This window comes from Endozoicomonas atrinae (genome assembly GCF_001647025.1).
GTDB lineage: Bacteria > Pseudomonadota > Gammaproteobacteria > Pseudomonadales > Endozoicomonadaceae > Endozoicomonas > Endozoicomonas atrinae.
Genome location: NZ_LUKQ02000127.1, coordinates 1 through 16266, shown reverse-complemented (window position 1 = coordinate 16266; position 16266 = coordinate 1). Strand labels below are relative to the sequence as shown.

Annotated in this window: 14 protein-coding genes; 7 read left to right on the top strand and 7 right to left on the bottom strand. The window is 46.6% G+C overall.

Annotated elements, in window-relative coordinates:
* Nucleotides 1–261: 261 nt before the first annotated feature.
* Nucleotides 262–540 (bottom strand): 4a-hydroxytetrahydrobiopterin dehydratase, encoded by a 279-nt coding sequence (locus tag AK963_RS16800; RefSeq protein ID WP_066016599.1) that lies wholly within the window; start codon nucleotides 538–540, stop codon nucleotides 262–264.
* A 239-nt stretch (nucleotides 541–779) separates the two neighbouring features.
* Nucleotides 780–1175, bottom strand: a complete 396-nt coding sequence (locus AK963_RS16795; RefSeq protein WP_066016598.1) for a hypothetical protein — start codon at nucleotides 1173–1175, stop codon at nucleotides 780–782.
* 378 nt (nucleotides 1176–1553) lie between these two features.
* On the opposite strand from AK963_RS16795, the gene aat reads away from it, so the two are divergent.
* From aat to infA, 3 genes are all read left to right on the top strand, one after another.
* Nucleotides 1554–2270 (top strand): leucyl/phenylalanyl-tRNA--protein transferase, encoded by a 717-nt coding sequence (gene aat, locus AK963_RS16790; protein WP_066016597.1) that lies wholly within the window; start codon nucleotides 1554–1556, stop codon nucleotides 2268–2270.
* Nucleotides 2270–2977, top strand: coding sequence for an arginyltransferase (locus tag AK963_RS16785; RefSeq protein WP_066016596.1), 708 nt, complete (start codon nucleotides 2270–2272; stop codon nucleotides 2975–2977). Before aat ends, AK963_RS16785 begins: the two co-directional genes overlap by 1 nt.
* A gap of 102 nt (nucleotides 2978–3079) precedes the next feature.
* Nucleotides 3080–3298, top strand: a complete 219-nt coding sequence (gene infA / locus AK963_RS16780) for a translation initiation factor IF-1 (protein WP_020583463.1) — start codon at nucleotides 3080–3082, stop codon at nucleotides 3296–3298.
* A gap of 36 nt (nucleotides 3299–3334) precedes the next feature.
* Here the strand turns inward: infA and clpA are convergent, their stop codons facing one another.
* The 3 genes from clpA to icd all read right to left on the bottom strand — a co-directional run bounded on the left by clpA (nucleotide 3335) and on the right by icd (nucleotide 7647).
* Nucleotides 3335–5641, bottom strand: coding sequence for an ATP-dependent Clp protease ATP-binding subunit ClpA (gene clpA / locus AK963_RS16775; RefSeq protein ID WP_066016595.1), 2307 nt, complete (start codon nucleotides 5639–5641; stop codon nucleotides 3335–3337).
* A 20-nt stretch (nucleotides 5642–5661) separates the two neighbouring features.
* On the bottom strand, nucleotides 5662–6018 hold the full coding sequence (clpS, locus tag AK963_RS16770; RefSeq protein WP_066016601.1) for an ATP-dependent Clp protease adapter ClpS: 357 nt from the start codon (nucleotides 6016–6018) through the stop codon (nucleotides 5662–5664).
* 372 nt (nucleotides 6019–6390) lie between these two features.
* Nucleotides 6391–7647 (bottom strand): NADP-dependent isocitrate dehydrogenase, encoded by a 1257-nt coding sequence (icd, locus tag AK963_RS16765; protein ID WP_066016594.1) that lies wholly within the window; start codon nucleotides 7645–7647, stop codon nucleotides 6391–6393.
* A 315-nt stretch (nucleotides 7648–7962) separates the two neighbouring features.
* On the opposite strand from icd, the gene mnmA reads away from it, so the two are divergent.
* The 3 genes from mnmA to purB all read left to right on the top strand — a co-directional run bounded on the left by mnmA (nucleotide 7963) and on the right by purB (nucleotide 11294).
* A complete protein-coding gene (gene mnmA, locus AK963_RS16760) occupies nucleotides 7963–9081 on the top strand; it encodes a tRNA 2-thiouridine(34) synthase MnmA (protein ID WP_420795617.1) in 1119 nt (372 codons plus the stop codon).
* A gap of 57 nt (nucleotides 9082–9138) precedes the next feature.
* A complete protein-coding gene (hflD, locus tag AK963_RS16755; protein ID WP_066016593.1) occupies nucleotides 9139–9750 on the top strand; it encodes a high frequency lysogenization protein HflD in 612 nt (203 codons plus the stop codon).
* A gap of 173 nt (nucleotides 9751–9923) precedes the next feature.
* Nucleotides 9924–11294, top strand: a complete 1371-nt coding sequence (purB, locus tag AK963_RS16750; RefSeq protein ID WP_066016592.1) for an adenylosuccinate lyase — start codon at nucleotides 9924–9926, stop codon at nucleotides 11292–11294.
* Between the two features lie 6 nt (nucleotides 11295–11300).
* Here purB and AK963_RS16745 read toward each other — a convergent pair whose 3' ends face one another.
* Both AK963_RS16745 and AK963_RS16740 read right to left on the bottom strand, forming a co-directional pair.
* Nucleotides 11301–12800, bottom strand: a complete 1500-nt coding sequence (locus AK963_RS16745; RefSeq protein ID WP_066016591.1) for a DHA2 family efflux MFS transporter permease subunit — start codon at nucleotides 12798–12800, stop codon at nucleotides 11301–11303.
* Nucleotides 12790–13827, bottom strand: a complete 1038-nt coding sequence (locus AK963_RS16740) for an HlyD family secretion protein (protein WP_066016590.1) — start codon at nucleotides 13825–13827, stop codon at nucleotides 12790–12792. Before AK963_RS16740 ends, AK963_RS16745 begins: the two co-directional genes overlap by 11 nt.
* 452 nt (nucleotides 13828–14279) lie before the next feature.
* On the opposite strand from AK963_RS16740, the gene AK963_RS16735 reads away from it, so the two are divergent.
* Nucleotides 14280–16266, top strand: a 1987-nt coding sequence (locus tag AK963_RS16735; RefSeq protein ID WP_139117465.1) for a hypothetical protein, incomplete at its 3' end; no start/stop codon positions are given.

Genomic DNA, 16266 nt, shown 5'->3' with positions numbered 1-16266 from the left:
AGAGTCAGCTTAGTAAAATATTTAACTTTCTGGAACTATCAGACTTGCAGACCACCCCAAAAAGCTATACTTAACGACAGGTCATTTTGGACTGGTGTTTTGAGGACTTTTTACGCCGGTGATGACAAATGGTTCGAGTTCGTCATTAGAACGTTTAATTTGAAGAAGAGAACTCGATCCCAAAACATGAGTATACAAGGCTCTGATTTGCTTATTCTGAAGCGAAGACACCCTGGGCAGGTTACCCAGGGTTTGAGGAAATCAGGAAACGGGGGTATTCATCTGTTCATATAAAACATCGCAGCGCTGTGCGAGCGCTCGATCAATAGTAAGCACACCGCTGCCTTCATCCGACTGGTGAGTGCCCCAGGCAACAGTTACCTTACCCCACTCAATAACAATTCGTGGGTGATGGACATGTGCCTCGGCCAGGCAAGCAATGGCGTTGCAAAATGCCAGAGCTCGAGAGTATTTCTTAAAGACAAAGGATTTTTCAATATGGTCAATGCTGTCATACTGACAGGAAACCCAATCATTCATACATGCACTCCTGCTATTGAATAGAACCGAAATTCAGTCTAATTCAAATATGCAGGGATGGCATCAGAAATGCAGGTATGTAAATGCTTGGTCATGCTATAGAGAGATTGCTCAAGCCCAGCGAGGTGTCGAGAAGCGCAAAAAACTCGCAGTGAGCTTACCGGCAACAACCCAAAGCATGGGGTGAGCAGTTGCCGGATGCCTACTGAACTGCCAAGAAATAATTCAGTTTAATGGAATTACGCCTTCTCAGTTTCTGCTTCAGCTTCTTCAGACTTCAGTTGCTCAAGCTCTTGAGTTGCTGTATTCAGCTGCTGGGTGAGCTGCTTTTGTTTGGTTTTCAGACCACTGTTTTCACCAGTAAGCGTGCGATTCTGCTCTTGAAGACGCTTGATCTGCTTCTTCATTCGATCAGGATTGCTGGCTCTCAGATCTTTCAGTTCATTTTCCATGTTCTTCAGCTGGGCAGCAGCTTTTTCAGCTTTCTTCTCAGCAGTTTCCAGTCGCGATTTGAGCTGGCTTACTTCCCGGTTATGCTGCTCTGTAATTTCAATAAGAGCCGCCAGGCGTTGCTGTTCAATGATATCCATTTCACTGCTTGTATCAATGCTTCCGCCCATGCTCAGGGTACCCATAGATCCGATTACCTCCGGGGAGTTTTATAAGATAGGAAATAATAAAAAGCTTCCACCAGCGCGAAAGTTACGCACTGAAGCGAGAGAAATATTAAGAAGATATGAGTTATTCTTCATTAAGCGGCTGGAAAAAGCAGAATATCAGTAGACTAGGTGGCGGATTCTAATACATAAAAAAGGATATGGAAAGGTCTATCTGAAAAAATGAACAGATAACTATAGAAACTCAGGGGACTTTTTTACCAAATTGCAGCTATATATGGCTAACTTGCAAATTCATGGGCTAAGCCTGTGTTATAGGGTAGTCTGATAAGAGCAGTGAATCGTGATATATCGCACCAAAGTACACAAACAGCAGATAAAACAACGCTTAAGATAATGTCTGACACAATAACACTTTTACCAGATCATGTTACAGGGTTCCCTCCCCTTGAGCATGCGCTTAAACAACCAGACGGGCTTTTAGCTATCGGGGGAAATCTTGAGGTTGACACCCTGATCATGGCTTATCAGAGAGGGATTTTTCCATGGTTTAATGAGGGTGACCCTATCTTATGGTGGTCACCCTCCCCTCGAATGGTGTTGAAGCCAGGAGAGTTGTATTTATCTCGCTCGTTACGAAAACTGCTTCGAAAAAGATCATATCAGGTTACTTTTGACTACGACTTTTCTGCTGTTATAGCAGCTTGCGCAGACACCCGCAGGGCCTCGGAAGGAACCTGGATTACCCGTGAGATGATAGATGCCTATACTGCGCTGCATGATGCTGGGCATGCACACTCTATCGAAGTCTGGAGAGAAGGCATGCTTGCTGGAGGGCTATATGGGGTAGCTCAAGGGCGAATTTTTTTCGCGGAATCCATGTTCAGTATAGAAAGTAATACCTCCAAAATTGCCATGACAGCCCTTTCTGAACAGCTTTCAGCCTGGAACTTTGAACTTATTGACTGCCAAGTCTATTCGGATCATTTGGACTCTCTCGGAGCCAGGCTGTTATCAAGAACCAGGTTTTTAGATTATCTGGAGAACTATTGCTCACAAGCACCTTCCTGTGCAAACTGGAAGCAGGAATGGCAATGGAATGACCTTCGATAATGAGCCAGTATAAGAATCTCAGGTTTTACGCGACACAACCTCATGAATGCAGTTACCTGCCAGAGGAGCAGGCAACAACACTATTTATGGATCCGGAAATTCTGCTGAATAAACAGTTGTGCAGTGACCTTGCTGAAGTTGGGTTTCGACGAAGTGGTCAACATATATACCGCCCCCACTGCAACCGCTGCAGGGCCTGTATACCAGCAAGAGTCCCCGTATATTCCTTTCAGATGAGAAGAACACAGCGAAAGACCTGGAATCGTAACTCCACACTAAGAGTTTCCAGAGTTTCCGCAGACTTTCAGGATGAACATTTCCTGCTCTATGAAAAGTATATCAATCAGTGTCATCAGGATGGCGATATGTATCCTGCAACGATTGAACAGTACACATCTTTCCTGGTTGACAGTACCGAATTCACATCATTTTATGAATTTCGCCTGGATGGACAGCTGCTTGCTGTATCGGTAGTTGATCATTTACAAAGCAGTCTTTCCGCGATTTATACCTTTTACGACCCTGATTACCTGCAACGAAGCCTTGGACGTTATTGTATTTTATGGCTGATAGCTGAGACCAAAAAGCTGGGGCTGCCCTATCTACATCTAGGTTATTGGATTCGAAATTGCCAGAAAATGAATTACAAAATTGAATACCGTCCTGTGGAGCTTTATATCAGCCAGGAATGGAGACAACTGAAATAATACGACTGACAGTAAAGGGTGCTTTGCTTTACAAATTGTTTTCAGGCAGAATGCCCAACAAATTTAACCAAGCCGTACCAACCCCTCTGAGGTAGTTATTTAATGGCAAAAGAAGAGAGTCTGGAAATGGAGGGTGTCGTTATTGACACCCTTCCTAATACAATGTTTCGTGTAGAACTGGAAAATGGCCATGTTGTTACAGCGCACATCTCCGGAAAAATGCGCAAGAACTACATCCGAATTCTGACTGGCGACCGGGTAAAGGTAGAACTGACTCCATACGACCTGACTAAAGGCCGTATCACTTACCGTTCTCGCTAACAGCGGTGCTCACCCCTGAGCACCTCCTGCTGTCTTCTAACCTGCTTCACCATCAATAGCCTCAAGGTCTGAAGCCCGGCTTTTGGCTGCCTCAAACTTGAGGTGTAATTCTCCCTTTCGAACAGTCACTTTCACATTGCCCCCATGCTCGGCAAGCTTTCCAAACAGGATTTGTTCGGCCATGGGCTTTTTCAAATGCTCTTGAATAACACGACCCATTGGTCTTGCGCCCATTTGACGATCAAACCCTTTCTCCGCAAGCCAGCTACGGGCCTTATCATCAACATCCAGCTGTACGCGCTTTTCATCCAGCTGAGCCTGAAGCTCAGTGAGGAACTTATCGACCACGTGCTTGATAATATCGTCATTGAGTGAGGCAAAGGGAATAATGGCGTCCAGACGATTTCTGAATTCCGGCGTGAAGGTTTTCTTAATGGCCTCATTGCCGTCCGTCGTATGATCCTGCTCAAGAAAGCCCATCGAACTTCTTGTCATGTTTTCAGCACCAGCATTGGTGGTCATGATCAGAATTACATTCCGGAAATCAGCCTTACGGCCATTGTTATCTGTCAGGGTGCCATGATCCATGACCTGCAGTAACAGGTTGAAGACATCAGAGTGCCCTTTCTCTATTTCATCAAGCAACAGTACACAGTGAGGTGTTTTATTGATGGCTTCTGTTAAAAGACCACCCTGATCAAACCCAACATAACCCGGAGGGGCACCTATGAGACGTGATACCGTGTGAGCTTCCATATATTCGGACATATCAAAGCGTACCAGCTCAATACCAAGGGCTTTGGCCAATTGCCGACAAACCTCAGTTTTACCTACACCGGTCGGCCCTGAAAACAGGAAAGAGCCAACCGGTTTTTCAGGTGCTTTAAGGCCTGCTCTTGAAAGCTTGATAGCCGTAGATAATGAAGTGATCGCTTCGTCCTGCCCGAACACCACCATCTTCAGATTACGCTCAAGCTTACCGAGAAGCTCCTTGTCAGAGGAAGACACAGACTTTGGTGGAATCCTGGCCATCTTGGCAACAATGCTTTCCACATCATCGACTTCAATAACTTTCTTTCGTTCAGACTCAGGCTGAAGCCTCTGATACGCACCCGCTTCATCAATAACATCAATGGCTTTATCTGGCATGTGACGATCATTTATGTATCGATCTGCGAGTTCAGCCGCTGCTTTCAGGGCTTCATCCTGATACTCAATAGCATGATGCTCTTCGAACTTCTTTTTCAGGCCTAGAAGTATCTGGAAGGTGTCTTCAACGTTAGGCTCGATGATGTCTACCTTCTGGAATCTTCTTGCCAGTGCCCGGTCTTTTTCAAAGATCCCACGAAACTCCTGAAATGTAGTAGAACCAATGCAGCGCAGCTCACCAGAAGTCAGCATCGGTTTAAGGAGGTTTGACGCATCCATCACTCCACCGGATGCAGCGCCTGCACCAATGATGGTATGAATTTCGTCTATAAAGAGAATCGCGTGATCCAGCTTCTTAAGTTCACCAAGTAACTGCTTGAATCGCTTCTCAAAATCACCGCGATACTTGGTTCCGGCCAGAAGCGATCCCAGATCCAGAGAGTAAACAACAGCCTTGGACAAAACATCAGGTACGTCACCATCAACAATCCTTCGAGCAAGACCTTCAGCAATGGCCGTTTTCCCTACCCCAGCCTCGCCAACCAACAATGGGTTGTTCTTCCGACGACGGGTAAGAATCTGGCAGACACGCTCAACTTCTTCAGCCCGACCAACCAAAGGGTCAATTCTTCCAAGGCGTGCCTGATCATTCAGATCGGTAGCATAGAGTTTGAGAGGGTTCTTGCTGCGGCCACTACTGCTCTCCGGCTCCATATCATCGGTCAGATCATGACCAAGCTCTTCGAGCTCCTGACCAGGCGTCTTGGATATACCGTGGGCAATAAAATTAACAACATCGATGCGAGCCACATCCTGTTGCTTCAGGAAATAAACAGCCTGACTTTCCTGCTCACTGAAAATGGCGACAAGCACATTGGCACCAGTAACTTCCTTTTTACCGGAGCTTTGTACGTGAAAAACAGCACGCTGCAGTACTCGCTGAAAGCCAAGGGTTGGCTGAGTTTCACGCTCATTGTCATCATCGGGGATTAACGGTGTCGTTGAGCTGACAAACTCAGTGAGATCCTGACGAAGTTTATTAAGATCAATTCCGCAGGAAACAAGAACCCTTGCTGCGGACTCATTATCAAGTAAAGCAAGTAAAAGATGCTCAACCGTCATAAATTCATGACGGTTATCTCGGGCGTCTTTAAATGCATTGTTCAGTGTTGCTTCGAGGTCTTTGTTAAGCATATGGTGTAACCTTGAAAACGCTAATCGGCCTTTTCTGTCTTGCACAGCAGGGGATGGTCGTTTTCTCTGGAATATTCATTAACCTGCTGAGCCTTGGTTTCCGCGACATCCTTGCTGTATACACCACAAACGGCTTTTCCCTGGGTATGTACCATCAGCATAGTTTGAGTCGCCTTCCCTTCTGGCATACTGAAAAACTTCTCCAGTACCTCAACAACAAAATCCATTGGTGTAAAATCATCATTCAGGAGCAAGACCTGATACATGGGAGGGGGAGCCAGTCTAGTTTTTTCCGGAACGACTGCAACGTCCAGATCACCTTCCTGTTCCTCTCCCTCTTTTTCCAAGCTTAGACGAAACAGTTCGAGATTACTCATGGTTTTATGACTGCCAACCTTCAATTTGCAACTTAACTGTCTGGTAACCAACAGCACAATCATGGCACCGCAAGTACTTACCACTGCCAATCATAAAACAACGAACACAAATTAATGATCGGCACGGTTTACAGACATTTGATAACAGAAGATAAATTAGTGCACATATACTAAGAAATTGACAAATTTGCCAAGACTTCACTTCTCATTCTAAAGATACTTGAGCAAATCACAATAATGGGCTTTCAGAAATTGATTGAATGACCCACAGTAACAGGAGATAAGCGTAGAAAGGACAATAAACAGGTGGGTTAAAGCGTTAAAGCCGGAAATTAATTTCCGGCTTTAACTGATGAAAAAATAACTGAAAAATTACATATGGTTAACTATTTCATCGGCAAACTCAGAGCACTTGACCAGCTTTGCTCCATCCATCAGTCTCTCAAAATCATAAGTAACGGTCTTGGCACCAATAGCGCCATCCATACCTTTGATGATGAGATCTGCTGCTTCATTCCAGCCCATGTGACGAAGCATCATTTCCGCAGAAAGGATGACTGAGCCTGGGTTTACCTTATCCTGACCCGCATACTTTGGAGCAGTACCGTGAGTTGCTTCAAATACGGCTGTTGGTGCACCGATATTGGCACCTGGGGCAATGCCGATACCACCAACCTGGGCAGCCAGTGCGTCAGAGATGTAATCACCATTCAGGTTCAGGGTTGCAATGACATCGTATTCTGCCGGACGAAGGAGAATCTGCTGAAGGAAAGCGTCAGCAATAACATCTTTGATGACAATATCTTCTCCAGTATTCGGGTTTTTGACAGTATGCCATGGTCCGCCATCAAGAGGTTGTCCGCCGAAGTATTCAACAGCTGTCTGGTAGCCCCAATCCTTGAAGGACCCTTCCGTAAACTTCATGATGTTACCCTTATGAACCAGGGTTACAGATTTACGGTTGTTATCGATAGCAAACTGAATCGCCTGCTTCACCAGGCGCTCGGTGCCTTCTTTTGACACAGGCTTGACACCAATGCCACAGTCTTTTTCAAAACGAATTTTGGTAACGCCCATTTCATTGCGCAGGAAACTGATCAGTTTATCGGCTTCTGCACTGCCAGCCTGCCACTCTATACCCGCATAAATGTCTTCCGAGTTTTCACGGAAGATAACCATGTCAGTTTTTTCAGGCTCTTTTACTGGGCTTGGTACGCCCTTGAACCAGCGGACAGGACGAATGCAGGCAAACAGGTCCAGCTCCTGACGAAGAGCAACATTTAGTGAGCGGATACCACCACCAACGGGCGTTGTCAGAGGACCTTTAATGCTGACAACATACTCTTTCAGAGCCTCAAGTGTTTCTTCTGGAAGCCAGGTATTGTCATCGTAGACTTGGGTAGCCTTCTCACCACAGAAGACTTCCATCCACTCAATTTTACGTTTCCCTTCGTATGCTTTCTCTACCGCAGCATCAACAACTTTCAGCATGGCTGGTGAAACGTCAGCACCAATACCGTCACCTTCAATATAAGGAATAACTGGGGTATTGGGAACATTCAGGGAGAGGTCCTCGTTGACAGTGATTTTGTCACCGTTGGCAGGCACCTTGATCTTTTGGTATCCCATTATCAACTCCGTTCGCTAATCATCGGTTTGGCCAGATGAAAGACTGGTTCAACGCTTCTTGTCGTTATTTAAAGCACGCAGCCAAATCCAACAGCAGTGTCAGCAAGGTGAATCCCTTGCCAACAACAAGGCAGCTGCCTGCACAAAAACGCGTATACCATATACCATCCTTAGCCAGGAATAAATGAAGTTTTGTTACAAAAACGAAACCGCTATCTGGATTTACCACTATTAATTTCCAGCAGTATGGCGCTTATTTATCGGGAAAGGTAAAATGGCCAGCTATTTTTTGACAGGTGGCAGTATACCCCAGTGATAAAGCATCCTTCCCAAACAAAAGTGATTGTTGGCATGTCCGGCGGTGTTGACTCGTCCGTATCCGCTTTGCTTCTGCAACAGCAGGGCTACCAGGTGGAAGGACTCTTTATGAAGAACTGGGAGGAAGATGACGGGTCTGAATACTGCACTGCAATGACCGATCTGGCTGATGCCCAGGCGGTTTGTGACAAGCTTGGCATTCATTTACATAAAGCCAACTTTGCTGCTGAATATTGGGATAATGTCTTTGAGCATTTTCTCAATGAATACAAAAATGGCAGAACTCCGAACCCGGATATCCTGTGTAATAAAGAGATCAAATTTAAAGCCTTTCTGGATTATGCATTAACTCTTGGCAGCGATTACATAGCGATGGGACATTACTGCCGTCGCGTCGATAGAGCTGGTCACAGCTACCTGGTTAAAGGGATTGATAATAATAAGGATCAAACCTATTTCCTTCATGCGGTAAGCGAAGACCAGATTGCCCGCACCCTCTTTCCTGTTGGGGATCTGGAGAAAACCGAAGTCCGTCGCATTGCCGAAGAACACGGGCTTATCACATACGACAAAAAAGACAGTACAGGTATCTGTTTTATCGGTGAACGCCGATTCAAGGACTTTTTACAACAGTACCTGCCTGCACAGCCTGGCGCCATTGAAACGGAAGATGGCCAGGTGATTGGTGAACACTCGGGATTGATGTACCACACCATTGGCCAGAGGCAGGGTCTGGGAATTGGTGGACTGAAAGATGCAGGAGAAGCCCCATGGTATGTCCTGGATAAGGACCTCGAAAGAAATGTGCTGATTGTCGGCCAGGGTAAGGATCACCCCCTGCTCTTCTCGAGCAGTCTGACCTGCTCCCATATTGACTGGGTATCAGGAAACGCGCCGGAGATGCCCTGCAAGCTCAAGGCGAAAGTGCGATATCGTCAGCAGGATCAGGGCTGTACCCTAACCCGTGAAGCCAATGGTGATTACCGGGTTATCTTTGATCAGCCCCAGAGAGCCGTTACTCCGGGCCAGTCGGTAGTCTTTTATGATGACCTTCATAACGAGAAGGTGTGCCTTGGCGGCGGGGTTATTGAAAAACGGACACAAGCCCAGGCTTGACCTTAACGAAACTGGAAACTTTATCAACAACAACGGAAATCCCAGAGAAGAAGATTGGTGCGATATTCTACAAAGGATCAGGCGGCTGCATTATCTGGTGTGTTCCAGGCCGCAGAGTTGGTAGATAAACTGGCAAGGACCGGGCAATTGAGTGAACAGGCTCTGACCCCGTCCATCCACAGTATTTTTGTAACCTCCCCCAATGACGTGTCAGAGGTTTATGGTGGTTTTGACAGCCTGGCCATGGGGAGAAAAACCCTTGAGTCCGTATTAAGCAGGGACAGCTCGGCCATTCAGGGGGATGTTATCCGCTATGCGCTGGCACTGATTCACATAGAGAAAAAGCTGAGTCGTAACCCAAAAATGCTGAATACCATTGGAGAGCGACTCAATAGAACCAAAGAGCAGGTCGAACATTTTGGCATGCTTCACGAAAATGTGATTTCAAATCTGGCCAGCATCTACCTGGATACGATCAGTACCTTCAAAACTCGAATACAGGTGGCTGGGGATATGCGCTACCTTCAGAATCCGGTTAATGCTAATCGGATTCGAGCGATTCTGCTGGCAGGTATTCGTTCTGCTACCCTCTGGCGACAGTGTGGTGGCAGCCGCTGGCACCTGTTTATCAGCAGAAGCAAGCTACTTGATGGTCTCAAGAAACTGTAATACCTGAATTTTAAAGGGCACTTCCCGGTGCCGTCATTATCCACCCCATTGGAAAATCGCCTGTGATACCACCTGTGCCCCACATTCTGATCCAGGCCAATCAGTCAATGATTAGAATCTAACAGAGGTATCCGTTATCATGCGCCCTTTTCCCCGAGCTTAAGGCATAAAACATGGAGCTGAATGCACTGACCGCCGTCTCCCCCATTGATGGACGTTATGGTGACAAGACCCAATCCCTCAGAACCATTTTCAGTGAGTATGGACTGATCCGTTTTCGGGTTGCGGTTGAGGTTCGCTGGCTGCAATCTCTGGCCAATCACTCTGCCGTTACAGAGGTTCCTGCACTTTCAGAACAAGCTAACCAGGTGCTGGATAGTTTGGTCAGTGGTTTCTCCATGGCAGAGGCGGAGCGGGTTAAAGAGATTGAACGCACCACCAATCATGATGTTAAAGCGGTCGAATACCTGATCAAGGAGCGCTTTCAGGGTAATGATGAATTGTCAGCGATCAGTGAATTTGTCCACTTTGCCTGCACATCGGAAGATATAAATAACCTTTCTCATGGCTTGATGCTGAAAACTGGCATGGAAGAGGCAGTATTGCCAGAGATGCGAAAAATCATCTCCGCCATTGAAAGTCTGGCCAAGACACATGCTCACCAGCCCATGTTATCCAGAACCCATGGACAAACTGCATCCCCTACCACGCTTGGTAAAGAGATGGCTAATGTGGCTTACCGCCTTAAACGTCAACTCAGACAGATTGAAAGCATTATCCCTATGGGAAAAATTAATGGTGCTGTCGGCAACTACAATGCCCATCTGTCAGCCTACCCTGAACTGAACTGGGCTGATCATGCCGAGCAGTTCGTCACCAGTCTCGGTCTGGAGTGGAACCCCTACACTACGCAAATTGAGCCTCACGACTACATTGCTGAGCTTTATGATGCCATCTGCCGTTTCAATACCATTCTGATCGACTTTGACCGGGATGTCTGGGGTTACATCTCTCTGGGCTATTTCAAACAGAAAACGGTTGCCGGTGAAGTAGGCTCTTCAACAATGCCTCACAAAGTAAATCCGATTGATTTTGAAAACTCTGAAGGCAACCTGGGCATTGCTAACGCTATTATGCAGCATCTTGCCGCCAAACTGCCGGTTTCCAGATGGCAGCGGGACCTGACTGATTCCACTGTACTGCGCAACATGGGGGTTGGGCTGGGCCAGAGTCTGATTGCCTATGCCGCAACTCTGAAAGGCATCGGCAAACTGGAGGCCTCCCCTGCCCGTCTTGATCAGGATCTGGATAACGCCTGGGAGGTACTGGCAGAACCCATCCAAACCGTAATGCGCCGCTATGGTATCGAACAGCCTTACGAAAAGCTCAAAGCACTGACCCGTGGTCAGGAAGGTATTACCAAAGAAACTCTGGCAACGTTCATTGATGGTCTGGAGCTTCCTGCTAATGTAAAGGTCGAGTTAAAAGCGCTGACACCAGCCACTTACGTTGGCAATGCAGTAGAACAGGCCCTAGCGATTTAACCCATTTCATGGCGAGCTGCTGCTTTGCGCTTTTTTCCTGAATAGTGGAAGCAGCAGCATCAGGGTCAGGTAGATAAAGACCATGAGCATGAAACAATAGATAAACGCCAGCATCGTCGATTGCTGCTTGAGTAAACCCGCAATCTGCTCAATAAAGGCCGTGTTCGTAATGGTCTCACCAGTTGCCTCAGCATAGTCCTGCAACAGCTTGTTATCTGGCGATAAACTCCCTCCCAGACTTTGCCACTCCAGCTGCTTTACATAGCTGAAATAGGTATTGATGACTGCAATACCTATTGAAGAGCCTATGGTACGACAGAGGTTGAACATTGCTGTACCTCCAGGAATGAGCTCAGGCCTGAGTGTCGAAAATGCAATTTTTGACAAAGGTGCAAAAACCAGCCCCAGCCCTGCCCCCTGAATCACTGAAGGCAAAATAATCCAGAATGGATCAATCTCCAGGGAGTACCAGCTCATCTGCCAGACTCCAATGGCATTAAGAACCAGCCCCACAAAAATCAGAATCCGACTATCCAGTTTATCCATCAATGGAGCAGCCATAATCAGAATCACGGCAGAGGCAATTCCTCTGGGTGCCATGATAAAACCGGAAGTCTCTACTGGATAATTCAGGAGCTCCTGAAGTAGCATGGGTTGCAATTGCAGTACGCCAAAAGTGCCAACAGCAAAGCAACTGACGATTAGGCATGAAATTCCCAGATTTCGATCCTTTAGCATCCATACCGGGGCAATCTCTCCCTTGGTGAGAAAAGAGCGAACAACAAATGCGATGATAAGGAGCACACTGGCAATGGTGGAAAACAGGATAAAGTTCGAACTGAACCAGTTTTTCTCATTACCCTGAGATAGGACCATTTGAAGAAGGCCTATTCCCAGCGCCATGGTAAATATCAAGAGCCAGTCAATGGATGTTTTGCCCCGGTTACTGATCTGAATGTTTCTGAAAATCAGCAACAGACAGACCGCACCGACCGGTAGATTGATATAAAACACCCAGCGCCAGTTCAAATGCTCGGTAAGAATTCCACCAATCACCGGGCCTAGAACCGGACCAACCATGACCCCGATAGAGAATAAAGCCATGGCACGGCCCTGCTCTTCCCTGGGATAGACCTGCATGAGAATTGACTGGCTCAGAGGAATCACGGCAGCACCGAATATTCCCTGAAATATCCGGAAGAAGATCATCTCCATCAGTGAGTCAGCCTGTCCACAGAGTGCAGACATCACCACAAACCCACCAATGGAGTACAGCAGCAACTGGCGCTCACCAAAGCGCAGAGTCAAAAAGCCTGCCAGAGGAATACAGATGGCTTCAGCCATGCTGAAACTGGTCAATACCCAGGTAATTTGATCTGAGGTTGCACCAAGGGCTCCCATCATATCCGGCAGTGCGACATTCGCCACCGTCATATCAATCAGAACCATCAGGGAAGAAGTAATGATGGTTGCTGTGACTGCCTGCCGGCTGACACTATTTTTCATGGGTATGTTCACCAGCAGTGGCGACCGTATCCACCGTTACCGTGGCACTGGCCCCCACTCTCAGCGGCTCTTTGCCCCGCTGATTATCGGCATCCTTTAAGCGGATGCTCACTGGAAATCGCTGGGTGATCTTTACCCAGTTCCCCGTCGCATTTTCGGGAGGAAGTAGAGAAAAGGCTGAACCACTGGCAGGAGAAATTGATTCAACGGTTCCTGTAAACGTGGTATCCGGATACATATCCAGCTCAACGCTGGCTGGCATGCCAGGCCGGATTCTACCGAGATCGTCCTCCTTGAAATTGGCCTGGATCCAGTAACTTTCTGCCACCACCAAAGGCATCAGGGCCTGCCCCTCATTAACGACGCTGCCCGGGTGAACGTTGACTTTACCCAGTTCGCCATCGGCCGGGGCTGAAATATTGGTGTAAGAGAGATTCAATGTGGCCAGCATTAAGGCTGCTGCGGCTTCCTGAACTGCTGGAGCCTCTTCTCCCTCTGCACCCTGTTCAGCGACCAGCTGAGCCATATGTGCTCTTGCACCGGCCAGCGCATCCTGCGCGGTAGTGAGCGCCGCTCTGGCAGTATCTGCTTCCTGCTCAGGAAGAACCCCCTCAGAAACCAGGGTCATGGTCCGCCGGAAGTTCAATTGCACTTTTCGCAGGTTTGCTGCCGCAGTGGAAATATTACTGCTGGCCGCCAATATCCCCTCACTGGCAGCCTTGTTTTCTTCTGTGGCCACCTGGTAAGCGGCTTTTGCCTTATTGAGCTGTGATTCATAAGATGCTGGATCAATCTGAATCAGCATTTCACCAGCATGCACCTGCTCATAGTTGTCTACATTGACGACACTGATCCGACCACCAACCTGTGGCGCTATATAGATAATATTGCCGTGAACGTAGGCATCATTGGTGTTCGGGTATTTTTTCTGGTGCTCGACATAGAAATAAGCGGCGATCAACAAAATTAACAGAACAGCAACAGTGATTATCCAGTTTCGCACTGAATGAGGAGATGCATTATCCATTCTCGAGGCCAGGAAAGTGGTTGAAGGAGGCTCTCTTCGTCAGATAGGAATAGTCGAAAAAGAGATTTAAAAGATAATGTTGAAGAAGATTAGTATAGGCTGAAGAGATGGTCTAATTGAGATCGGGGTATAAGGTTATGCTTATAACCTTTTGATTAAAAGGTATTTTCTTATACCTCAATCATTCAGGTCGAGGCATTACTGGCAGCCTGTGAACTGCCACAGTGACGCTGCTACCGTACTGTCCTGACGGTGGGCTTACAACCATGGTCTTATTGGTCAAATGACTTATGCCCTATATTATAAAAATTATTCATCTTGACGAATTCCAACAACAACTGGCATCACGTGTTTGCCTTATACTTCCTCCTAACTCTTCCCTCCGATTTCACAAATCGATTTGACGCTCCAAAAAAGCTTCATATTATCAGTTTCTAATGAGGGGAAATGGTATGGACATCAAAGGGAACGTTATTTCAGATAGCTCAACAAATGATGTACATTCGTTACAGGCGGTAACAGCCCAGGGTAAGGCTGGCATAAGAAAAGTAAAAAAAACATCGTTCAAGCCCTCTTGCCAGCATTCTGCAAACTTTGTCGGAAAAGAAACTGCCTATTCCAGAGCAAAATCAGAAATAAAATACAAAAGACGACTTGAAAGCAAGGAAGAAGCTTTGGCAAGGATCAACAATAATGAAGATCTGATGCCTGTACAGAAAGAAGGATTGAGGAGAGATGTTACCAAAATATACAGGCATCAATCTATATTTAGACCTGTGAACAAAATGAATGCCTATTTATCCAAAGTTGACAGTTCCAGGCAGATTTCCATCGGGCAAGTTAAGGATATTGAATATTGGCGAGCCGAAAAAGAAAAATTGGAGCAAAAACTTACTGATACCGGCATCATTGATAAATGGATAGAAATACAGCCTGATAGGCAGGGGCTTCCATTGAGCTATGAAAGTACTGAAATGCTGGAACGGGTGCTTGCGGAAATACCCGTGCAGACAGCGACCAAAGTAAGGAGGTTACTACTCGAACTCGTTCAGGCTCAGGATGAGATTCATGAGCTTGAATCCAGAAAAGATGAGTACAGTAAATATGTGAGTCTTGAAATGGAGCCCAACAGGCTTGGTGATGCACGCTGTACTATCAATCCATTTCAAAGCAAGGAATATGTCAAGGAATTCGCAGACGCATTCGATAGATTTGATCAATGCCACCAGGTGCTCAGACAAAAGGTTCAGGAACAAAAATGTGAAAGATTCGACTTTTCTGGTTTTGAGCAGGAAAATCAGACAGCTATTGAAGAATTGAAAAAAAGCATGCAACCAATTCTGCAAGACAGTAAAGCCAGAAAGCACTTTCTGAAGATGTATAACGAGGCAGCGAGAATTCTACAGTCCATAAACTGGGATCCAGCCTTAACTGTAAGTGGAAAAACATTCCCTGAAACAATAGATGCATCAGGAACGGGGATAGGGCAAGCGGTACTGGCAGGATTAAAAAATACCATTGTAGAGGGCAGTCTGGAGAAGCACCGTGTCGATCAGAAGGTGCTAGCCCAAAAACTCTTAGACAGAGCACCAAACTTGCTTTATTTTTTAGCCAAGATCCCATCACTCGCCCAATCGTTTTATTTCAAAACAGATGACAACAGCAAGATTCACTATTCCATACTGAGCAGCGAATTTATGCAGTATCTGTTTGTCAAACCAACATCGTACAAGCTTGATGAACCCAAAAGGGAATCTGCCAGAAAGTTCTTCGGCGCAACTGACTTGCAGATGAAAGGGGTAATGCATTGCTATATGAGAAACACCAACCTTGCCAGCCATGCAGCGTCAGTAGCCATCAAGCCTCTTTCTAAAATGACGATGGTAACTCTGGTTCCTGGCGTTACACCACTGATTTTGGTTGCCGCCATCACCCCGATTGCAGGACCTTGTGTTGCCGGTGCTGTCGCAAGCTTTATGCCGCCTGGCGCAGATACAGCTCTTTACCAGTTTGTGTTAAATACCGTTACAAAGCAGTTGCTGGTTCCGACCTGTGTGCTCAACCCATGCTGGGTGAAGATGAAAGTCGATCAGATCCAGAATTCTCGCGCCTACAAGCAACTTAAGAAAGCCCCGAAAGAGGATTCTCTGAACGGCACTCCACTCGCGCAAGCGCAACCCATTGAAAGTGACCATCAACCCTGTTTGTTACGACCAGTCACGTCTGCAGGGAAAATGCTGAGAAAAGATACTGATGAAACCCTTGCCCCCCTGGCCAACCTGGCTGGAAAAGTAAACAAATTGCAGAAAATTATACCAATCGCATTTTCTAAATCCTTAAGCTGCCGCCAACTATGCTTAGGCATCATTACCATGCATTATCTAGAACAGATGTCTCGTCGACCACAGCTACCCGAAGGTTTTAATGATGTTGATTTTC